We start from the raw sequence: 21,176 nt of genomic DNA on the forward strand, positions 1-21,176 counted from the left end.
ATGGGGATCGCGGGTGCGACCGCCAGGGGCGGTCACGTCGCCTGGATCACTCGACCGGGATCACGGTCCCCGCGATGCGCGCCGATTGGCCGCGGAACAGGCCGACCACCGTGCCGTCCTGGTTGGTGACGGTGACGTCGTAGACGCCGGAGCGGCCGCGCTTGTGCACCTCGCGGCATTCGGCGGTCAGCACGTCGCCCAGCTTGGCCGGCGCCGGGAAGGTGATGGAGCAGCCCGCCGCCACCGTCACCTCGTTCGCGGCGTTGCAGGCATAGGCGAAGGCGGTGTCGGCCAGCGTGAAGGTCATGCCGCCATGGCCAATGTCGTGGCCGTTCACCATGTCCTTGCGGACGGTCATCGCCATTCGGGCATAACCGGGGGCGATCTCCAGCAGTTCGATGCCATGGGCCTGGGCGCAATGATCGCGCTCGTACATGCCGCGGCCGACCGCTTCGGCGAGGGACTGGGGATCGGTGGTCATGCGGGCATGTCCTTGTTTCCCCCTCTCCCCCCGGGGAGAGGGTTGGGGTGAGGGGGATGCGCGGCGTGGAGTCGGTGGTGGCGTTGGAGTGTCCGCTGCTTGCGGAGCCACGCTGTGCGCCCCCTCACCCTGACCCTCTCCCCGGGGGGAGAGGGGATTTGGGCGATTTGGGCGGCGGCGATCCTTCGGCGCAGAAGCGCCGACGCGCGGTAGCGGTCTTCGCCGTAGGTGCGGGCCAGGGCGTCGAGCACGGCCAGCACATGGGGCAGGCCGATGCGGTCGGCCCAGGCGAGCGGACCCAGCGGGTAGTTCACCCCCTTGGTCATGGCGATGTCGATGTCGGCGGCGCTGGCGACGCCCTGCATCGCCGCGTCCGCCGCCTCGTTGGCGAGCATGGCGACGGTGCGCATCACCACCAGACCGGGGGCGTCGTCGATCACCGACACCGCCTTGCCCAGCGCCTGGAACAGCCCGGCGGCGGCGGCGACCGCCTCAAGCGGCGTGCCGTCGGCGGGGGCCAGCGCCACGCGGGTCGCCTTGGCGTAGTCCAGCGCAAGGTCGAACAGCACCAGCGGGGCGATGCCGTCCTCGGCGGCACGGGCGGTGGCGGTGCGGCCGTCGGTCAGGGCCAGTGTGACGCCGTCCACCAGCAGCAGCCCGGGGCCGTGCGCTTCCTCCACCGCGATGCCGGCCTCGCGCAGCAGCCCGACCAGCGCCGCGGCGGGGCCGAGATCGCCCTGCAAGACAACCCGCCGCGGCTTGGCGGCCGGTTCGGCGCTGCGCGGCGCGGGCTTGGCGACACCGGGGCTGTGGTCGTAGAAGCCGCGGCCGGTCTTGCGGCCGAGACGCCCGGCCTCCACCAGCTCCTGCTGGATCAGCGAGGGCTGGAAGCGCGGGTCGCCGAAATAGGCGGCGTGGACGGAGCGGGTGACGGCGAAGTTCACGTCGTGGCCGATCAGGTCCATCAGCTCGAACGGCCCCATGCGGAAGCCGCCGGCCTCGCGCGCGACGGCGTCGATGGTGGCGGGATCGGCCGCCTGCTCCTGCACCAGCCGCAGCCCCTCGGCGTAGAAGGGGCGGGCGACCCGGTTGACGATGAAGCCGGGGGTGGAGCGGCAGCGCACCGGGCTCTTGCCCCAGGCCTTGGCCGTGTCGAACAGCGTGTCGAGTACCATGGCGTCGGTGGCGAGGCCGCTGACGATCTCCACCAGCGCCATCAAGGGGGCCGGGTTGAAGAAATGCAGGCCCGCCAGCCGTTCCGGCCGCTGCACCCCGGCGCCGATGGCGGTGACCGACAGCGACGAGGTGTTGGTGGCGAGGATCGCGTCATGCCCGACGATGCCCTCAAGCTCCGCGAACAGGCGGCGCTTGACGTCGAGGTCCTCCACGATCGCCTCCACCACCAGACCGGCGGGGGCGAGGTCGGACAGGGCCTTCACGGCGCGCAGCCGGTCCACCGTGGCGTCGCGTTCCGCCGCGGTGCGCTTGCCCTTCTCGACCAGCGCGGTCAGCGCCCTGGCGATGGAGTCCACGGCAGCCTCGGCGGCGCCGGGGCGGGTGTCGACCAGCAGGACCGGGTGGCCGGCCTGGGCCGCGACCTGGGCGATGCCCTGGCCCATGGCGCCGGCCCCGACCACCGCGACGGTGACGGAGGGATCGAGCGCCGCCATCACCGCCCCTCGAACTTCGGCGCGCGCTTGGCGACGAAGGCGGCGACGCCCTCGCGGTAATCCTGCGTGCGGCCGGCCTCGCGCTGGAGGTCGCGCTCCAGGTCGAGCTGGCTGTCCAGGTCGTTGTCCAGCGAGACGTTCAACGCCCGCTTGATGAGCGCAAGGCCATGCGTCGGCTGGGTGGCGAGCTGGCGGGCCAGCGCGCCGGCCTCCTCCGCCAGCTTGTCGTCGTCGACCGCTTTCCAGATCATGCCCCAGGCTTCCGCCTGCTCGGCGGACAGCTTGTCGCCCAGCATGGCGAGGCCCATGGCGCGGGCATGGCCGACCAGACGCGGCAGGGTCCAGGTGCCGCCGCTGTCGGGGATCAGCCCGATCTTGCAGAAAGCCTGGATGAAGCTGGCCGAGCGGGCCGCCAGCACGATGTCGCAGGCCAGCGCGATGTTGGCGCCGGCCCCGGCGGCGACACCGTTCACCGCGCAGATCACCGGCATCGGCAGTTCGCGGAGCGTGCGGACCAGCGGGTTGTAGTTGGTCTCGATGGAGGCGCCGAGGTCGGGCGCCTCCTGCCCCGGAGCCACCGCGCGGTCGGACAGATCCTGCCCGGCGCAGAAACCGCGGCCGGCGCCGGTCAGCAGCAGGCAGCGGACCGACTTGTCCTCGCGCACGGCGGCCAGCGCCCCGCGCAGCTCCTCATGCATCGTCGCGGTGAAGCTGTTCAGCCGGTCCGGCCGGTTCAGCGTGATGGTGGCGACGCCGTCGGCGATGTCGAGGAGGATGGTCTTGTCGCTGCTCCCCATTTTCTCGCTCATTGAGCGGCCTCCAGCACCGGAACGCGGCTCTGCACCACGCGGAAGCGGTTGGCGACGAAGGCGAGGTCGCACAGCGCGGCATTGGCCGCCGGGTTGGCGCCGGTGCCGTGGAAGTCGCTGAAGGCGGCCGACTGGTTGACGAAGACGCCGCCGGTCAGGTTGACCGACAGGGCGACGCCGGCCTCGACGAACAGGTCGGTCGCCTGCTCGATCAGCTGCGGGTCGGTGCTGTAGAGGCCGGTGGTCAGCGCTCCCTTGGTCCGGGTCAGGCGGGCGGCGCGCTCCAGGCTGTCGGCGGTGCTGTCGGTCTTCACGATGATGGAGATCGGGCCGAACAGTTCATGGCCGTACTTGTCCTCATCCGTCGCATCCATGGTCAGGATCAGGGGCGTGCGGATGCGGGCGTCCGGGAACTTGGGATGGGTGATGGCGCGCGACGGCAGCACGACGGTGCCGAGCTTGGCCGCTTCGTCGATGCGGGCCAGCGTGGCGTCGGACTGGATGGCGCCCAGCACCTCCACCGCGCGTTCCGGGTCGGACAGGAACTTGTCGACGCCACCGGCCAGCGCCGAGACGACCTGATCGAAGCTCATGCGGTCCGCGCCGGCCTGGATGCCGTCCTTGGGCACGAAGATGACCTGGGTCGTCGTGCACATCTGGCCGGAATAGAGGCTGAGCGTGAAGGCGAGGTTGCGCACCATGCCCTTGGGATCGTCGGTGCCGTCGATCACCACCGTGTTGACGCCGGCCTTCTCGGTGTAGACCTGGGCCTGACGGGCGTTCTGCTCCAGCCAGTCGCCGAAGCCGGTGGAGCCGGTGTAGTCGATCACCGCCACCTCCGGCCGCAGCGCCAGATCCTTGGCGACGGTGTCGCCGATGGCCAGCGTGACGAGGTTGGGATCAAGCCCGCACTCCGCCAGCACCTCGCGGGCGATCTTCACGGTGATGGCCAGCGGCAGGATGGCGGTGGGGCCGGGCTTCACGATCACCGCGTTGCCGGTGACGAGGCTGGCGAACAGCCCGGGATAGCCGTTCCAGGTCGGGAAGGTGGCGCAGCCGATGACCAGCCCGACGCCGCGGCCGACCACCTCGAAGCGCTTGTCCATCACCAGCGGCGGGTTCTTGCCCTGCGGCTTCTCCCAGCGGGCGGCCGGGGTCTGGTCGGTCATCGCCTTCCAGCCATAGGCGACGGCCTCCAGCCCGCGGTCCTGGGCGTGCGGGGCGCCGGCCTGGAAGGCCATCATGAAGGCCTGACCGGTGGTGTGCATCACCGCGTTGGCGATTTCGAAGCTGCGGGCGTTCAGCCGCTTCAGGATTTCCAGGCAGACGCCGGCGCGGCCGTTCGGCCCGGCCTTGCGCCAGCCCGGCATCGCCGCCTTGGCCGCCTTCACCAGCGCATCGACGTCCGACACCGGATAGCTGATGCCGAGGTCGAAGCCGAAGGGCGAGCGCTCACCGCCCACCGTGCCGGTCACGCCGGGCTGGTCCAGCTCGAAGGGCTTGTCGCGGTAGGCCGCGAAGGCCGCCTCGCCATCGGCCGCCGCCGTCTCGCCATAGGTGCGCGGGCTCGGCATTTCGGGGAAGGCCGACCAGTAGGCGCGGCTGCGGCAGGCCTCCACGGCCTTCTGCAGCGTCGCCTCATGCGTTTCGAACAGCGCTTGCGGGGTGGTGGTCATGGCGGGGCGTTTCCTTATTGTCGTTGGCTGGTCGGCGTTGGGTTAGGCGGCGTCGAAATCGATGACGACCCGCTCGGTCAGCGGGCGCGACTGGCAGGTCAGGACATAGCCGGCCTCGACCTCCCACGGCTCCAGGGAGTAATTCTCGGCCATCTCGACCTTGCCTTCGCGCACCTTGGCGCGGCAGGTGCAGCAGACGCCGGACTTGCAGGAATAGGGCAGGTCGGCGCCATGCCGGTGGGCGGCGTCGAGGATGCTGTCGCCGTCGTAAGGCAGGGTGAATTCCTTGCGCTTGCCGTCCTGCAGGATGGCGATGGTCGCGGCGTCGGTGGGCGTGTCGGTCGCCACCTTCCTGACCGCGGGGCGGGCGGCGGTCGTGGTGCCGAACAGCTCGACATGGATGTTGGCGGGCGGCGTGCCGCAGGCGGCCAGCGCGTCGCGCACCTCCTCCACCATCGGCTGGGGGCCGCAGAGGAAGGCGGCGTCGATGTCCTCCGCCTTCAAGGGGCCGGCGCACAGCTCGCGCACCAGACCGGCGCCGATGCGGCCGCCCAGCAGCCCGGCCTCCTCCGGTTCGCGGCTCAGCACATGGTGGATCACCAGCCGGCCCATGTAGCGGTTCTTCAGGTCCTCCAGCTCTTCCCGGAAGATGATGGAGGTGACGGTGCGGTTGCCGTAGACCAGCACGAAACGGCTCTTCGGCTCCTGCGCCAGCACGGTCTTCAGGATCGACATCACCGGGGTGATGCCGCTGCCGGCGGCAAACGCGACATAGGTTCGGGATGCCGCCGGGTCGATGGGGGTGTGGAAGCGCCCCATCGGCGTCATCACCTCCAGCACGGCGCCCGGCGCCAGCGACTGGTTGGCGTGGGTGGAGAACAGGCCGCCATCGACCTTCTTCACCGCCACGCGCAGTTCGCCGTCCCCAACGCCGGAGCAGATGGAGTAGGAGCGCCGCACCTCCTCGTCGCCGATGCGGGTCTTGAGGGTGAGATACTGGCCCTGCACGAAGCGGAAGCGGTCGGCGAGATCGGCCGGCACGTCGAAGGCGATCGACACGGTGTCCGCGGTCTCCCGGCGGCACTCGCGGATGGTCAGCGGGTGGAAGCTGGGGGTGGTCATGGGGTGGTCCTCGGTCGGGCCGGGTGAGTGGTCGTCGCACTTGCCCCCACCCCGACCCTCCCCGCTGGGCGGGGGAGGGGGCCAGGAGCTTTGCGGGAATGCGGCGGAGTTCCCTCCCCTGCGAAGCGGGGGAGGGTTAGGGTGGGGGCATCGCGGCCGGCGCTTCCACTCAATGGCATTTGAACACGTCGAACGGTTCGAGGCAGGCGTTGCAGGCGTGCAGCGCCTTGCAGGCGGTGGAGCCGAAGCGGCTGATCTGGCGGGTGTCCTCCGACCCGCAGCGCGGGCAGGCGATCACCTCGTCCGGCGCCGTCAGCGACCGCTTGCCGGAGTGCGGCGGCGGGACGATACCGACCTCCGCCAGCTTTTCGCGGCCGGCGTCGCTGATCCAGTCGGTCGTCCAGGGAGGGGCGATCACCACCGAGACACGGGCGTCGAGCCCAGCACGGGCCAATGCCGTTTCCGCCTCCAGCACGATCACGCCGGTCGCCGGGCAGCCGGAATAGGTCGGCGTCAGCGCCACCGACAGCCGGCCGTCAGCATCCGCCGACACCGCGCGGACGATGCCGAGATCGACGATGCTCAGCACCGGAATCTCCGGATCCATCACCCCGGCCAGCGCGTCCCAGGCGGCCTTCACGACCGCATCGGCGCCCGGTTCCGGTCCCCAGCAGCCCGCTGCATCCGGCATTTCGGCCTCACCAGTTCGCGTCGGGATAGGCGCGCGGCAGGAACTGCATCTCGGCCAGCAGATAGCCCAGATGCTCGCTGTGCTCGCCGCGGCGACCGCCCTTCTGCATCCAGCCGTCGGCCGGGCGGTCGAGGGTGGCGTCCTCCAGCACCGCTTCGACGCGGGCGGTCCAGGCGGCCTTCAGCTCGGCCGGGTCGGGGACGATGCCGGCGGCGACAAGCGCCTGTTCGGCCTCGTCGCGCTCGAACATCTCGCCGGTGTAGGGCCAGAGCCGGCCGAGCGCGTCGGCGACCTTGGCGTGGCTGACGTCGGTGCCGTCGCCCAGCCGCACCAGCCAGTCGCCGCTGTGGCGGACATGGTAGCGCACCTCCTTCACCGCCTTGGCGGCGATGCCGGCGAGCGTGGCGTCCGTCGAGGCGCACAGCCGCTCGTACAGCTCCACCGCCCAGGCGTCGTGCAGGAACTGGCGGACGATGGTGTGGCCGAAATCGCGGTTGGGCTGCTCGACCAGCAGATGGTTGCGGTAGTCGAAGACGTCGCGCCGGTAGGCGAGGCGGTCCTCGTCGCGGCCCTTGCCTTCCAGCTCGCCGGCATAGGTCAGCAGCATGCGGGCATGGCCGACGAGGTCGAGCGCGACGTTGGTCAGCGCGATGTCCTCTTCCAGCTCCGGCGCATGGCCGCACCATTCCGACAGCCGGTGCCCCAGCACCAGCGACGTGTCGCCCAGCCGCAGCGTGAAGGCGAACAGCGCTTCCTTGAGATCCGTGCTCATCAGATGTTCTTCACGTCTGCGGGGATGTCGTAGAAGGTCGGGTGGCGATAGACCTTGTCGTCGGCCGGATCGAACAGGCTGGCCTTCTCCGACGGGTCGGAGGCCGCGATGCTGGAGGCCGGGACCGCCCAGATGCTGACGCCCTCGCCGCGGCGGGTGTAGACGTCGCGGGCGTTGTCCAGCGCCATGCGGGCGTCGGCCGCGTGCAGGCTGCCGACATGCTTGTGCGACAACCCGTTCTTCGGCCGGATGAAGATCTCGAACAGCGGCCAGTCCTTGCGATCCATGGTATCGTCCCCTCGGAATTCTTGTGTCAGCCGGCCTTCTTGAGGGCGCGCTGCTTGCGTTTGGCGGCGTGGGCGACGGCGGCTTCCCGCACCCAGGCGCCGTCGTCCCACGCCTTGCGGCGGGCCTCGATGCGCTCGCGGTTGCAGGGGCCGTTGCCCTTCAGGATCTCGTTGAACTCGGTCCAGTCGATGGCGCCGAATTCGTAATGGCCGGTCTCGGCGTTGAAGCGCAGCTCCGGGTCCGGGATGGTCAGGCCGAGGAACTCCGCCTGCGGCACGGTGGCGTCGACGAAGCGCTGGCGCAGCTCGTCGTTGGAGAAGCGCTTGATCTTCCAGGCCATGTTCTGGGCGGAGTGGGCGGACTGCTCGTCAGACGGGCCGAACATCATCAGCGACGGCCACCACCAGCGGTTCAGCGCGTCCTGCGCCATCCGTTTCTGGTCGGCCGTGCCCTGGGCCAGCGCCAACATCAGCTCGTAGCCCTGGCGCTGGTGGAAGCTCTCCTCGCGGCAGATGCGGACCATGGCGCGGGCATACGGCCCGTAGGAGCAGCGGCAAAGCGGCACCTGGTTCATGATCGCCGCACCGTCGACCAGCCAGCCGATGGCGCCGATGTCGGCCCAGGTCGGGGTCGGGTAGTTGAAGATGCTGGAATATTTGGCCTTGCCCGACAGCAGCTGGCCGATCAGCTCGTCGCGCGACACGCCCAGCGTCTCGGCGGCGCTGTAGAGGTAGAGGCCGTGCCCGCCCTCGTCCTGCACCTTGGCGAGCAGGGCCACCTTGCGGCGCAGGGTCGGCGCGCGGGTGATCCAGTTCCCTTCCGGCAGCATGCCGACGATTTCCGAATGGGCGTGCTGCGAGATCTGGCGGACCAGCGTGCGGCGGTAGCCCTCCGGCATCCAGTCGCGCGGCTCGATCTTCTCCTCGGCATCGACGCGCTCCTGGAAACGGCCCTGGAGAGCGGCTTCCTGCTCCGTCACCAGCCGGGGGGACGGTTGAGCGCCCTGCTCGGTCTTGGCATCCAAACCCTGCGTGTACATCGGCATCCCCGAGATGGATTGCGCGTCCAGCGAACAATTTCTGAAGGAAAAATATGATACAGATCAACGACTGTAAAGAGGATTTGTGTGTCGCTTTAGGGGTGGATTGGTGGATGCGGAAAGTCTGACTTAAAATCAATGGGTTGAGTTGGTAATCCCGGCTGGCTTTGGGGTGTGTGGTGCCGGGAAACGTGCGTGCTTCCCCGTCCGCCGATACACGGACGGCTCGGTCTTGCAGATTTTGTGCAATGCGGAAGAGGGCGGAGGAGGAGAGAAGGGCGCTGCCGGGGAGATAGCCGACAGAAGCACTCCGGCTTACGCGACACGGCGGCCTGGGGCCGCCGTGCGCGCGTTCCGGAGTCATCCTGGTTTGGAAGCCATGCGCATCCCGCAGCCTTGCGCGGGAGTGGGCGTGACGGTCAGCCCACCTCGACCATCAGCGTGGTCGGGTAGCCGGCGTCCTTCATGCGGGCGATCAGCGAGTCGACATGGGTCTGGTTGCGGGTTTCCAGCACCACGTCGACCTCCGCCATCTTCACCGGCACATTGTGGAACAGGCGCTGGTGGTGGACCTCGACGATGTTGGCGCCGGCCTCGCCCAGCAGGCGGGTGACGCGGGCGAGCGCGCCGGGGGCGTCGGTGATGCCGATGCGCAGGCGGACGATGCGGCCCTCATAGACCAGCCCGCGCATCAGCACCTGCGCCATGATGCGGGAATCGATGTTGCCGCCCGACAGCACGATGCCGACCTTGCGGCCGCGGTAGCGCTCCGGCTCCTCCAGAACGGCGGCGAGCGCCGCGGCGCCGGCCCCTTCGGCGACCTGCTTCTGCACGGTGGCGAGGCGGTAGACCGCTTCCTCCAGCCGCGCTTCGCCCACCTCCACCACGTCGTCGACCAGGGAGCGGATGATCGGCAGGGTCAGGGCGCCGGGCGCCTTCACCGCGATGCCCTCTGCCACCGTGGCGCCGCCGCAGGTGATCGGCTGGCCGGCCAGCGCCTGCCGCACGGCGGGGTAGAGGCTGCACTGGACGCCGATGATCTCAAGGTCCGGCCGCAGCGCCTTGGCCGCCGTCGCCATGCCGGCGATCAGCCCGCCGCCGCCGATGGGGATCACCAGCACGTCGAGATCCGGCACATCCTCCAGCAGTTCCAGCGCCGCGGTGCCCTGGCCGGCGGCCACCAGCGGGTCGTCGTAGGGATGGACGAAGGTCAGCCCGTCGCGGGCCGCCAGATCATGGGCGAAGGCGGCGGCCTCGCTCAGCGTCTCGCCATGCAGCTCGACGGTGGCGCCCAGATTCTCGGTCCGCTCCACCTTGGTGAAGGGGGTGAAGCCGGGCATGACGATGGTGGAACGGATGCCGAGCCGCGTGGCGTGGCAGGCCACCGCCTGGGCATGGTTGCCGGCGGACATGGCGATGACGCCGGCGTGGCGCTCCGCCTCGCCCAGCGACAAAAGCTTGTTCAGCGCGCCACGCTCCTTGAAGGAGGAGGTGGCGTGCTGGTTCTCCAGCTTCACGTGCAGCCGGCATCCTGCCATGTCCCCCAGGCGGGGCGCCTCCACCGTGGGCGTCCGGGGCAGGTGCCCCGCGATGCGCGCCGCGGCGGCGCGCACGTCCTCCAGAGTTATGGTCATTTGTTGCTTGTCCCGGTGTTGCGTGGTGTGAGTGTCAGCACCTCCGCCCCTGCCGAGATCAGCGTGCCACGGTCGCCGGCCAGACGCAACGCGCCGCCGTCGCGCCACATCTCCACCAGATCGCCCCAATGGCGGGACCAGATGTTGCCCGACTGGCCGGTGGCGATGACGAAGCGGGAATTGTCCAGGTCGGCCAGATCATAGACCGCGCGGAAGCCGGAGCCATGGACATGGCGGAACGGGTTGGCGGAATCGCGGATGCTCGTCGATCCGCGGTTGACGGTGAAGTAATCGCCGTCGGTCTCCACCGACAGATCGGCCGTCCCGCCGATCAGCGGCAGGCGGCTCAGCATCCGGTGGGCCAGCGCCACCTTGTGCTCGTCGCCCCAGCGCCAGCTCTTCGGGCTGGAGCCGTGCCGCTCCGCCAGCGTCGCCACGGCGGTCTCCAGCGACCGGCCGATCATGTCGGCGCAGCTTTCCTTCTGCGGGGTGGTGACGTCGTCGCACCACTCCGGCCGCTCGTGGATGACGCGGCGCAGCGCCTCCGGCCGCAGATCCCAGTAGGAGGCGAAATCGGCGCCCAGCTCGTCGGCGAAGACCGCCCGCACCAGCTCCCGCAGCCACATGGAGAAGATCAGCGGTTCCGGCCGTTCGCGGTCCATCCGGCCGTCCCAGCCGCGCAGCAGCGCCGCGGCGTCGCCGGGGAGGCCGGGCGGCGTCGGGTACTTCAGCAGCTCCGGCAGGAAATCGCGGGCGGGCAGCGAGACGATGTCCATCTGCTGGCGCGCCACGTCCTCGACGGAATGGCGCCCGGCGCCCAGCATCTCGACGATGCGCCGGGCGCGCGACGGGTCCGGCCATTCGGTGGCGAGGCGATAGGGATAGTCGCGCCCGACCACCGCGTTGTTGGCGTTGACGAACTGGCCCGACGGCGGGTTCACCGCCTGCGGCAGCGCGTAATAGGGTAGGAAGCCGGTCCAGTCATACTCGCCGGTCCAGCCCGGAACCGGCACGCGCCCGTCGCCCTTGCGGCGGATCGGCACCCGGCCGGGGCTGATGAAGCCGACCTCGCCGGTCACGTCGGCATAGACGACGTTCTGCTGCGGGGCGACATGCAGGCGCAGCGCCTCGCGTGCCGCCTCTGCCGTCGCGGCATGGTTCAGGCGGTAGAGCGCCTCGGCGCTGGTGTCGTCGTCGGCAAGGCCGGGGAAGGACAGCGCCAGCACGGGGCCGGGCGCGGTCCCGCCGGCCGGCGGGGCATCCAGGTCGGAGATGACCGGGCCGTGGCGCGTGCTGCGCACCGTCAGCGTCTGCGACGCCTCCCCGGCGACGGCGATGGTCTCTGCCCGCGTCTCGAAGGGCTCGCTGCCGTCGGGGGTCAGGTAGCGGGCCGTGTCCTGCGGGTCGGGCTTCTCGACGAACAGATCCTGGGTATCGCTGTGGGTGGTGGTGAAGCCCCAGGCGACCTTGCCGTTGTGGCCGAGGATGGTCAGCGGCACGCCCGGCACGGTGGCCCCGGCGCTGGTGAAGCCGGGCGTCACGATGCGGGCGAGATACCAGAGGATCGGCGCCTCCAGCCCCAGATGCGGGTCGTTGGCGAGGATCGGCTTGCCGGTGGTGGTGCGGGCGCCGGTCAGCACCCATTCGTTGGACGCGGTGTCGAAGCCCATCTGCGGCAGGGCCGCCAGGGTTCGGCGCACCATGTCCCGCATGTCCATGCCGCGCAGCTCGCCGGCCAGCGTGGTGGGCGATCCCGGGGCGTCGGGCGGGAACAGATCGTCGATCTGCTGCGGCGACAGCCGCTCCATCACGCGGGAGCGGAACAGCTCGTCCCGGTGGTTGGCGGACAGCTGCAGCGCCATCAGCTTCGCCCAGACCAGGCTGTCGGCGACGGTCCAGGGCTCCGGAGTGTGGCGCAGAAGCTGGAATTCGAGCGGCAGCGCTTCGGAGCGGGTTTCCAGATAGGCGTTCACGCCCTCGGCATAGGCGTCGAAGGCGGCGCGGGCGTCGGGCGACAGGGTGCCGACCATCGCCTCGGCGGCGCGGCGGACGCCCAGCGTGCGCATCAGCCGGTCGGTGCGCAGCGCGAAGTCGCCGTATTTGACGCCGATCAGCTCGGCCAGCCGGCCGGCGCCGGCCCGGCGCATCGTTTCCATCTGCCACAGCCGGTCCTGGGCGTGGGCATAGCCCAGCGCGCGGTAGGCGTCGCGCTCCGTCGCCGCGAAGATGTGGACGACGCCCTGGCCGTCACGGACGATCTCCGCCGGGGCGCCGCTGCCGGGGATGGCGACGGTGCCGCTGGTCTGCGGCTGCTGCGCCCGCATCCACAGATAGGTGCCGAGCAGAGCCACCGGCGGCAGAAGCACCAGCACCCCGGCGACCGCGGCGACCTTGCCCCAGCGCCCGCGCGGCAGGCGGAAGCGCGGACGGTTCGGCGGCGGTGGAGGCGCATGGTGGGCGTGCGTGCCGTAGGCCGGCTGGCCGGCATAGGGCGGAATGGGCGGCGGAACCGGCTGCTGCGGCACCTGCGGATAGGGCGGGGGGCCGGGATAGGACGCGCCCGGATACTGGACCGGCGGCTGCTGCGTCTGGTACGGCGGATAGCCGGTGGGGGGCGGTGCGGCAGGCGGGGAGGCGGGGCGGGACAGCGCACGCGCCAGGGCGGCGCGGAGGTGGAAAGCGCAGGTCTCGCCGGCGCGGATCAGGGAACGGCGCAGCATCACGGTCCGTGGGAGAAAATGGGGCGGCGACGGGCGGGGGCCGCCGGGGGGCTCGTTCGGGTGGCGGATGCTAGTTCCCGGCCGCCTGTGCGTCCAGGGCTGCATGGGTGGAGTAGAGCGCTTTTTCGGACCTGAACCCTCGGGTCGCCCCTCAGGCCGCCGAGGTCAGGATCTCCCGCAGCATGGGGGCGGAGACCGGCTTGTGGATCAGGCGGTGGCCGCTGCGCTGGACCTCGGCGATGCGGGCGGGGTCGGTGTCGCCGGTCAGAACCACGGCGGGGACGCGCACGCCGCAGACGCCGTAGATGTCGCGGATCGCCTCCACGCCGGTGCGGCCTTCGCGCAGGCGGTAGTCGGCGACGATCATCGCCGGCTGGCGACCCAGGTTCAGCAGCGATTCGATCGCCTCGTCGGCCGACACGGCGGCGACCACGTCGTATCCCCATTCCTCCAGCATCGCGCGCATGCTCAGCAGGATGATGGTGTCGTCGTCCACCACCACGATCAGGCCCCTGGCGCGGGCCGGCTCCACCGGCAGGCGGACCGGCTTCGGGATCGGGCGCGGCACCGCCGCCGGCAGGTCGAGGAAGAAGCCGCTGCCCCGTTCGGGCGTTGAGCGCACGTCCACCGCATGGTCCAGCAGCCCGGCCAGCCGGCGCACGATCGCCAGCCCGAGGCCAAGGCCCTTGCGGCGGTCCCGCTCCGGGTTGGCGAGCTGGGTGAACTCCTGGAAGATGTCCTGGGTCTTGTCGGCGGGAATGCCGATGCCCTGGTCCAGCACCGCCAGCCGCAGCCCGCCGCCGCGGTGCAGGCAACCGACCAGGATGTGGCCGCGCTCGGTGTAGCGGATGGCGTTCTCGATCAGGTTGCGCAGGATGCGCTCCAGCAGGGCGGGGTCGCTGCTGGTCCAGGCGGAGGTCGGGACATGGCGCAGCGTCAGCCCCGATTCGGCGGCGCGGAGGCGGTATTCCTCCGCCAGCCGGTCCAGCAGGGGGCCGAGTGCGAAGTCGGTGACGCTGGGCTTCACCACCCCGGCATCCAGGCGCGAGACGTCCAGCAGGCTGTCCAACATCACCCGCAGGCCGGTCAGCGATTCGGTCATGCTGGCCAGCAGCGGGGCGGTCGGATGGTCCTCCAGCTTGTCCGATAAGGCGTGGGCGAAGAAGAACAGCGACTGCAGCGGCTGGCGCAGGTCGTGGCTGGCGGCGGCCAGGAACTTCGTCTTGGCGCGGTCGGCGCGCTGGGCGTCGTCGCGGGCGCGCACCGCCTCGATCCGCGCGGCCTCCGCCTCGTCGCGGGCGCGCAGGATCGCCTCCTCCGCCGCCTTGCGGGCGGTGATGTCGCGCATGATCCCGGTGTACATGCGCCGCTTGCCGACATGCCATTCGCCCACCGACAGGTCGAGCGGGAAGGTGGTGCCGTCCTTGCGCAGCCCCTCCACCTCGCGGCCGATGCCGACGATCCGCCGCTCGCCTGTGCGGTGGTAGCGGTCGAGATAGCCGTCATGGGCGGTGCGGTAGGGCTCCGGCATCAGCATCTTGACGTTGTGGCCGACCACCTCGGCGGCGGCGTAGCCGAAGGTCTTCTCCGCGGCATGGTTGAAGGACTGCACGGTGCCGTGGTCGTCGATCAGGATGATGGGATCGACCGCGGTGTCGACGATGGCGCGGTAGCGCGCCTCCTGCTCCGCCGTGCGGTCCGCCTGCTGCCGGCGGCCCAGCAGGGAGGACAACAAGGCGAGGCACAGGAGCAGCAGCGTCCCCAGCCCGGTCATGATGGCGAGAAGGGTGGAGGACAGCGCGATCCCTTGTCCCGTGGCAGCCATGCCCGATTGATGTGCGGCCTGATGGGCGGTCGCCAGGCCCGGTCCGGCGGCGCTCAGCTCGGTCACCGGCTCCATGCCTGCGGCGGCCATGCCGGTGTAGTGCATCGTCACCACCCCCAGCCCCAGCAGGACGGCGCCGGCGGCGCGCTGCAGCGGACGGTGGGTGCGGAAGGCCATCCACAGGGCCACGGTCGAGGCGACGATGGCGACGACGACGGAGACGGCGACCAGAAGGACGTCGTAGGACAGGTCCATGTCCATGCGCATGCCCGCCATTCCTACATAATGCATGCTGACGATGCCGAGCCCGGTAAGGGTTCCGGCGACAGCAAGCGTGAACCGGCGCGGCCGGTTGCGTGCCACGGCGAACAGCCCGGCACCCGATACGGCCACGGCGAGCAGGAAGGACAATGCCGTCAGCCCGGCGTCGTAGCCGATCGGCACGTCGCTGTGATAGGCCAGCATGCCGATGAAATGCATCGACCAGATCCCGGCACCCAGCGCCAGCGCGGCACCGGCCAGCCGGCGCACGTCGCCGCTGCCGCCGTCCCGGCCTTCATTCCGGGGACCGCCCTCGCCGACGCGGGCATGATTCGCCAAATCCAGGGCGACGTAACCACCGAACACGGCGATGACGTAGGACAGGGCGACGAGCAGTGGGTCGTAATGGCCGGGCACGGGAGTCGTGGTGGGTTGTACGGACTGATCGGGTTTGTAGCGATATCGTTTGCATATGTGCGGAGACAATTCAGGGGACAGTGCCAGTCCCCTTCCACGAACGAAAGGCTGGCCTTGGTGGTAGACTGCGACCTACGACGTCCGGCGGGATATGACGGATGAACGGGCATTCCTCTTCCGGGGAACCGGACGCCCCCGATTCATCCGAACGGCCGCCGCGTCAGCACTCTGCCCTGCACGCGGCGGTGAGTGGCCTGCTGCGTCCTGTGGGAATGCTGGCGGCGCTGGCGTACTTCCTTGTGGATGCGCTGGCCTACTGGGTGGTGCGGCCCGTCCTGCGCCGGATCGCGCATGTTCCGGTCTTCGCGCGCATCGGCCGCCGGGTCGCCGATTGGATCGCCGGGCTGGGGCCTTACCCGTCGCTGGTGCTGGTCCTGGTGCCGCTTGCCCTGCTGGAGCCGGCGAAGCCGGTCGGGGCGTGGCTGTTCGCCACCGGGCGCCCGCTGGCCGGCGCCGTGGTGATCGCCGGGGCGGAGCTGGTGAAGATCACCCTGGTGGAGCGGCTGTTCCACCTCGCCAAGCCGAAGCTGCTGACCATCGGCTGGTTCGCCCGCGGCTATGGCCGGGTGACCGCATGGCTGTCCTGGCTGAAGGAGACCGCCCCCGTCCGCGCCGCCCGCCGCCTGCTGCGCGGCCTGCGGCGGGTCGCGCGCCGGATATCCCTGATGGTGCGGCGGGCGGCGGGGCGGTGACGGATCGGAACGGAGGATCAGCCCAGCAGCGCCAGCACCAGCGCCCCGCCGATCAGCAGAAGGCAGGCGCGGCGGTAGAGCGCAAGCGCGCGGCGGATGTCGGACGGGGTCGCGGCGGTGCGGCCGGTGCCGAGCCAGACATCCTCGATGCGGGTGTCGCCGTAGACGCGTGGGCCGCCCAGCCGCAGGTCGAGCGCGCCGGCCATCGCCGCCTCCGGCCAGCCGGCGTTGGGGGAGCGGTGGCGGTGGGCGTCCTGACGCACGGAGCGCCACGCCTGCCGCGGGTCGGCCCCCGCCATCATCCAGGCCGCCCCGACCAGCAGCAGGGCGGTCAGGCGGGAGCCCGGCAGGTTGACCAGATCGTCCAGCCGCGCCGCCGCCCAGCCGAAGGCCTCGTGCCTTGGCGTGCGGTGGCCGATCATGCTATCGGCGGTGTTGATCGCCTTGTAGAGCGCCAGACCCGGCAGCCCGCCCACCAGAAGCCAGAAGGCCGGCGCCACCACCCCGTCGGAAAAATTCTCCGCGAGGCTTTCGATGGCGGCGCGGGCGACGGCCGGCTCGTCCAGCGTGGCGGGGTTGCGGCCGACGATCATCGACACCGCCTTGCGCGCGCCCTCCAGGCCGCCGCTGCGGAAGCCGTCGGCGACCGCCGCCACATGGTCGTGCAGGCTGCGCTGGGCCAGCAGGGTGGAGGCGAGCGCCGCCTCGACCAGCCAGCCGAAGGGCAGCAGCCGGCAGGCCCAGGCCACCGCAACCGCCACGCCGCCCACCGTCAGCAGCAGCACCACCAGCGCCAGCACGCCGAACGCCTTGCGCCGGGCGAAACCGTCCTCCTCGCGGTTGAGCGCGCGGTCGAGCTGCGCGATAAGCGCACCGATCCACACCACCGGGTGGCGGATGCGGGTATAGAGTGGGTCCGGATAGCCGGCCACCGCCTCGATCACGAGCGCGGCGGCGAGCAGGAAGGGATGAAGCGGCACGGGCGGGACGTTCCAGCGGATGGGGCGGCCGGCTGGCCGCGCGAGGGTGGACGTGAAGGAGGCGCGATCATGGCCGAAGACTGCATGGCGACCAAGCCGCGCGTGACGGGTGGGGGAGGTGCGGAGAAGGGCGGCCTGCTGCATGGCGGCGACCTGGACGGCGCCCGCGCGGCCTTCCCCGTGGCGCCTGGGCCCTGGGTCGATTTGTCCACCGGCATCAACCCCTGGCCCTACCCGCTGCCGCCGGTTCCGTCCGACGCCTGGACCCGGCTGCCCGGCCGGGCGGAGGAGGAGGCGCTGCGTGCGGCGGCGGCGGCCTGCTACGGCGCGCCGTCAGCGGAGCTGGTCGCCGCCGCGTCGGGCTCGCAGGCGCTGATCCAGCTGCTGCCGCGCCTGCTGCCGCCCGGCCGGGTGGCGGTCGTGGAGCCGACCTATGCCGAGCATGCCCGCTGCTGGGCGCTGGCCGGACACGAGGTGCGCAGCGTGGAGGGCACGGACAACCTGGTCCCGGATGTGCTGGCTCCGGATGTCCTGGCCCCGGATGTCCTGATAGTTGTCAACCCCAACAACCCCGACGGCCGCATCCTGCCGCCCGAACGGCTGCTGGAACTGGCGCAGGCGCAGGCGGCGCGCGGCGGCTGGCTGGTGGTGGACGAGGCTTTCGCCGACATGGAGCCGGAGCGGAGCGTTGCCCGCTTCGCCGGCCGGCCGGGGCTGGTGGTCCTGCGCTCCTTCGGGAAGTTCTTCGGGCTGGCGGGCCTGCGGCTGGGGATCGCGCTGGCGCCGGCCGGGCTGGCGGCGGGCTTGCGCGACGCCGTCGGCCCCTGGGCGGTGTCCGGCCCCGGCCTGTCCATCGCCACGGCGGCGTTCGCCGACGGGGAGTGGATCGCGCGGACGCGCGGCATGCTGGACGACGCGATGGCGCGGCTGCACCGCCTGCTGTCCGGCGCCGGACTGACGGTGATCGGCGGCACCGCTCTGTTCTGCCTTGTCGAGGAACCGCGGGCGCCCGACCTGTATCGCGCGCTGGGGGAGGCCGGGATCCTGGTGCGCCGGTTCGAACGGCGGCCGGACTGGCTGCGCTTCGGCCTGCCCGGCCCGGAAGAGTCCTGGCAGCGGCTTAGCGTCGCACTGGGAAGCCATCGCGCCGCAGAGCAAGGCGGCGGCAAGGTCGGCGCGGTGCAACCACACAAAAAGTCAGCACCTTGAACAATCGCCGAAAATTTTATACACTCAACCGTTCTTAGAAGTCCGGCCGGAGCATTTCGACCCCCTTGGGTCGCGTCGGCATTGCAGGGAAATAAAATTCTATGGGACACTGTGTGCCATGCTGGTTTCGGATAGCATGGCAATGATCTCCGACCGTGGCGTGCAGGACATGCGGAACACCGCGTGGTCGGCCTACGACCGTCTTCCGGTCGGGGTGTGCATCGTCACGGCATCGGGGATGATCCGCTACGCCAACCCCGCGTTGCATGGGCTGCTCGGCTGCGAACCGGGCGGGCTGCCGGGGCGGAGCCTGTGCGAGTTCGATCTGGACCGCGGCCTGCCGCAGGCATGGCCGGCGCGGCGGGCCGACGGCGCCGCCCGCTGGGTGACGGTGGCGGAAACGCTCCTGCCTGCGGATTCCGACGCCGCCGACGCGCAGGCGGACCCGCTGCGGATGCTGACGGTGACGGATGTCGAGGCCCTGTGCCGGCCGCCGACGGGGGCCGGCGAGCCGCCCCCGCCCCCGCCGAGATGCCGGCCAGGATGCCGGCCAGGATGCCGATAGTCGATGCCCTGCTGCAGGCGGCGCCGGTGCCGCTGTTCGTCAAGGATGCCGACGGCCAGTACATCGCGGTCAACGACGCCTTCTCGCGCCTGACCGGCATCGACAGGGGCGACATGCTGCGGCGGACCACCTTCGCCCTGACCAGCCCGGACATGGCGCGGGAGCATGTCGGCCAGGACCGCGCGGTGATGGAGCGCGGGGGCAACGTCCACTACGAGGCCCCGGTCTGCACGGCGGAGGGCGCGATGCGTCTGGTCAACCTGACCAAGACCGCCATCCGCGACGAGGCCGGCAACCCGATGGGCATCGTCGGCGCCATCCATGAGCTGGCGGAATGCCGCCCGCACGAGGAGCGGCTGGAAGCGATCCTGGAGCAGAGCCCGGTCGGCGTTTCCGTCTCCCGCCGCGACGACGGGCGGATCATCTTCGTCAACACCCGCTTCGCCGAGCTGATCGGCCTGCCGCGCGAAAAGCTGATCGGCAGCCGCGCCCGCGACTATTACCTGGACAGCCACCAGCGCCTGCGCGTCCTGGAACGGCTGCGCGGCGGCGGCGGGGTCACCAACATGGAGGTCCAGTTCAAGCGCGCCGACGGGTCGCCCTTCTGGACGCTGTTCACCGTCAACCAGGCGGTGATCCAGGGCGTGCCGGTCAATCTGGCCTGGATCTACGACTACACCGAACGCCGCAGCATGGAGGAGGCGCTGCGCGACATGGCGTCGCGCGATCCGCTGACCGGCATCTACAACCGCCGCTCCTTCATGGAGCTGGCGCGCTCGCAGCTGGCCCGCGCCCACCGCTTCCACGAGCCGCTGTCGGTCTTCGTGCTGGACGTCGACCATTTCAAGCGGATCAACGACACCTTCGGCCATGCCACCGGCGACGACGCGCTGCGCATGGTCGCCGCCGGCTGTCAGGCGATCCTGCGGGAATACGACCTGCTGGGCCGGCTGGGCGGGGAGGAGTTCGTGGTGGTCCTGCCCGGCGCCACCGCCGACGAGAGCCGCGTCGTGGCCGAACGGGTGCGCCGCCATCTCGCCCGCATGCCGATCGAGGCGCCGGACGGCACCTTCCGCCTGACCGCCAGCATCGGCATCGCCGGGCTGGAGGGCGCCACCGACACGCTGGAACGGGCGATCCACCGCGCCGACCTCGCGCTCTACCGCGCCAAGCATCTCGGCCGCAACCGCGTGGCGGTGTTCGAGCCGGGGATGTAGGAGCCCAGCCCTATACCCGGCCCTATCACCGGTCGAGATTGACGATCCCCACCACCCGGTTGCCGGTGCCGACGAAGGTCAGCTGGTCGAATCCCACCATGCGGGCCAGCGCGATGCCGCGGCCATGGGTGGCGTGCGACTGCGAGGCGTCGACCGACAGGTAGCGGTCGAAGTCGAACCCCGGCCCCATGTCGGTGACGGTGAAGATGACGCGGCTGTCGCTGCGCTCCACATGCAGGGTGGCGTATTTGTCGCGGTGCTCGGACGATGCCAGCCGGGCTTCGATCTCGCGGGCCAGCATGCCGCTGGCCTTCAGCCGGCCCTTCGCCTCGAACCCGATCCCGAGGTTGCCGTGCTCCACCGCGTTCACCAGGATCTCCGACAGGCCGAAGGTCAGGCTGTGTCCGGTGCAGGCGACCGACGACAGGGCGATGGCGAGGTTCTGCGCCTCCTGCGGGGTGCGGAAGCGGAAACGGGCGTCGCGCAGCAGCGCGATGGCGTCGGACCGGGACCGCAGGTCGCCCTGCAGGCTCCTCAGCCGGCCGGTGCTCTCCTCCGCCGCCCGGACGACGGAGCGCAGCAGCGCGCCGTCATAGGGCTTTATCAGGTAATAGAACACCCCGGCGCGGATGGCCGCCGCGATTTCCGCACTGCTGTCGGAGATGGTCTGGACGATGACGGGGATGTCGGCCAGTTCCGGCACCGCCTTCATCCGTTCGTAAAGCTCCAGCCCGTCGCCGTCGGAAAGGCGGCGGTCGAGCAGCACCACATGGATCGCAGCGCCGCCGGACGACAGGATGTCCCAGGCCTGCGCCTTGGTCTCCGCCTCCAGCGTCCGGTAGCCGATGCGGGAAAGATACCCGGCAACGATGGCGCGGGTCATTTCCTCGTCGTCGACGACCAGAGCGGTGACGGCATCGGCCATGGGCGGCATCACTCCAGCGCTGCGCGGGACGGGATAGAGGTGAATTCCGCCGCATTTTACTGAAACTGCGATTATCGCACAATCACCGGCGGCATTGCGCCGCAGTATGCCCGGCGATCCGGG

18 protein-coding genes are annotated in these 21,176 nt (G+C 70.7%); 4 read left to right on the forward strand and 14 right to left on the reverse strand.

Going from position 1 to position 21,176, the window contains the following annotated elements:
- Window positions 1-46 precede the first annotated feature (46 nt).
- The 12 genes from paaI to AB8P05_RS28315 all read right to left on the reverse strand — a co-directional run bounded on the left by paaI (window position 47) and on the right by AB8P05_RS28315 (window position 15,405).
- Window positions 47-481: a hydroxyphenylacetyl-CoA thioesterase PaaI gene (paaI, locus tag AB8P05_RS28260; protein WP_472761371.1), complete on the reverse strand. Its 435-nt coding sequence runs from the start codon at window positions 479-481 to the stop codon at window positions 47-49.
- A complete protein-coding gene (gene paaH / locus AB8P05_RS28265; protein ID WP_472761372.1) occupies window positions 478-2,151 on the reverse strand; it encodes a 3-hydroxyacyl-CoA dehydrogenase PaaH in 1,674 nt (557 codons plus the stop codon). The genes paaI and paaH overlap by 4 nt, the downstream gene beginning before the upstream one ends.
- On the reverse strand, window positions 2,151-2,960 hold the full coding sequence (gene paaG / locus AB8P05_RS28270; RefSeq protein ID WP_472761373.1) for a 2-(1,2-epoxy-1,2-dihydrophenyl)acetyl-CoA isomerase PaaG: 810 nt from the start codon (window positions 2,958-2,960) through the stop codon (window positions 2,151-2,153). The genes paaH and paaG overlap by 1 nt, the downstream gene beginning before the upstream one ends.
- Window positions 2,957-4,636: a phenylacetic acid degradation protein PaaN gene (gene paaN / locus AB8P05_RS28275; RefSeq protein ID WP_472761374.1), complete on the reverse strand. Its 1,680-nt coding sequence runs from the start codon at window positions 4,634-4,636 to the stop codon at window positions 2,957-2,959. Before paaN ends, paaG begins: the two co-directional genes overlap by 4 nt.
- A 42-nt stretch (window positions 4,637-4,678) precedes the next feature.
- Complete coding sequence (gene paaE / locus AB8P05_RS28280; RefSeq protein ID WP_472761375.1) at window positions 4,679-5,758, reverse strand: 1,2-phenylacetyl-CoA epoxidase subunit PaaE; 1,080 nt, start codon at window positions 5,756-5,758, stop codon at window positions 4,679-4,681.
- Window positions 5,759-5,927: 169 nt separating this feature from the next.
- Entirely contained in the window at window positions 5,928-6,449 is a 522-nt protein-coding gene (gene paaD / locus AB8P05_RS28285) for a 1,2-phenylacetyl-CoA epoxidase subunit PaaD (protein ID WP_472761376.1), read from the reverse strand.
- A 7-nt stretch (window positions 6,450-6,456) separates the two neighbouring features.
- Window positions 6,457-7,221: a 1,2-phenylacetyl-CoA epoxidase subunit PaaC gene (gene paaC, locus AB8P05_RS28290; RefSeq protein ID WP_455175245.1), complete on the reverse strand. Its 765-nt coding sequence runs from the start codon at window positions 7,219-7,221 to the stop codon at window positions 6,457-6,459.
- The gene (paaB, locus tag AB8P05_RS28295; protein WP_085092120.1) at window positions 7,221-7,508 is read right to left on the reverse strand and encodes a 1,2-phenylacetyl-CoA epoxidase subunit PaaB; all 288 of its coding nucleotides are present in this window, start codon (window positions 7,506-7,508) and stop codon (window positions 7,221-7,223) included. Before paaB ends, paaC begins: the two co-directional genes overlap by 1 nt.
- Before the next feature lie 26 nt (window positions 7,509-7,534).
- Window positions 7,535-8,548: a 1,2-phenylacetyl-CoA epoxidase subunit PaaA gene (gene paaA, locus AB8P05_RS28300; protein ID WP_472761377.1), complete on the reverse strand. Its 1,014-nt coding sequence runs from the start codon at window positions 8,546-8,548 to the stop codon at window positions 7,535-7,537.
- Between the two features lie 419 nt (window positions 8,549-8,967).
- Window positions 8,968-10,182 carry a threonine ammonia-lyase gene (locus tag AB8P05_RS28305; protein WP_472761378.1) on the reverse strand — a complete coding sequence of 405 codons (1,215 nt, stop codon included), beginning with the start codon at window positions 10,180-10,182 and terminating at the stop codon, window positions 8,968-8,970.
- The gene (locus tag AB8P05_RS28310; protein ID WP_472761379.1) at window positions 10,179-12,902 is read right to left on the reverse strand and encodes a penicillin acylase family protein; all 2,724 of its coding nucleotides are present in this window, start codon (window positions 12,900-12,902) and stop codon (window positions 10,179-10,181) included. Before AB8P05_RS28310 ends, AB8P05_RS28305 begins: the two co-directional genes overlap by 4 nt.
- A gap of 151 nt (window positions 12,903-13,053) precedes the next feature.
- A complete protein-coding gene (locus AB8P05_RS28315; protein ID WP_472761380.1) occupies window positions 13,054-15,405 on the reverse strand; it encodes a hybrid sensor histidine kinase/response regulator in 2,352 nt (783 codons plus the stop codon).
- 245 nt (window positions 15,406-15,650) lie between these two features.
- Here AB8P05_RS28315 and AB8P05_RS28320 point away from each other — a divergent pair, with 245 nt between their 5' ends.
- On the forward strand, window positions 15,651-16,157 hold the full coding sequence (locus AB8P05_RS28320) for a hypothetical protein (RefSeq protein ID WP_472761381.1): 507 nt from the start codon (window positions 15,651-15,653) through the stop codon (window positions 16,155-16,157).
- Window positions 16,158-16,174: 17 nt separating this feature from the next.
- Here AB8P05_RS28320 and cbiB read toward each other — a convergent pair whose 3' ends face one another.
- The gene (gene cbiB, locus AB8P05_RS28325) at window positions 16,175-17,137 is read right to left on the reverse strand and encodes an adenosylcobinamide-phosphate synthase CbiB (protein ID WP_472761382.1); all 963 of its coding nucleotides are present in this window, start codon (window positions 17,135-17,137) and stop codon (window positions 16,175-16,177) included.
- A gap of 69 nt (window positions 17,138-17,206) precedes the next feature.
- On the opposite strand from cbiB, the gene cobD reads away from it, so the two are divergent.
- The 3 genes from cobD (at window position 17,207) to AB8P05_RS28340 (ending at window position 20,128) form a co-directional block, all read left to right on the forward strand.
- Window positions 17,207-18,346 carry a threonine-phosphate decarboxylase CobD gene (cobD, locus tag AB8P05_RS28330; protein ID WP_472761383.1) on the forward strand — a complete coding sequence of 380 codons (1,140 nt, stop codon included), beginning with the start codon at window positions 17,207-17,209 and terminating at the stop codon, window positions 18,344-18,346.
- A gap of 142 nt (window positions 18,347-18,488) precedes the next feature.
- Window positions 18,489-18,911, forward strand: a complete 423-nt coding sequence (locus AB8P05_RS28335; RefSeq protein ID WP_472761384.1) for a PAS domain-containing protein — start codon at window positions 18,489-18,491, stop codon at window positions 18,909-18,911.
- Window positions 18,902-20,128 carry a sensor domain-containing diguanylate cyclase gene (locus AB8P05_RS28340; protein WP_472761385.1) on the forward strand — a complete coding sequence of 409 codons (1,227 nt, stop codon included), beginning with the start codon at window positions 18,902-18,904 and terminating at the stop codon, window positions 20,126-20,128. Before AB8P05_RS28335 ends, AB8P05_RS28340 begins: the two co-directional genes overlap by 10 nt.
- A gap of 25 nt (window positions 20,129-20,153) precedes the next feature.
- Here AB8P05_RS28340 and AB8P05_RS28345 read toward each other — a convergent pair whose 3' ends face one another.
- Window positions 20,154-21,053, reverse strand: a complete 900-nt coding sequence (locus AB8P05_RS28345; protein WP_472761386.1) for a response regulator — start codon at window positions 21,051-21,053, stop codon at window positions 20,154-20,156.
- Window positions 21,054-21,176: the final 123 nt, after the last annotated feature.

The sequence above is a fragment of the Azospirillum sp. VT-I1 genome, assembly GCF_055698305.1.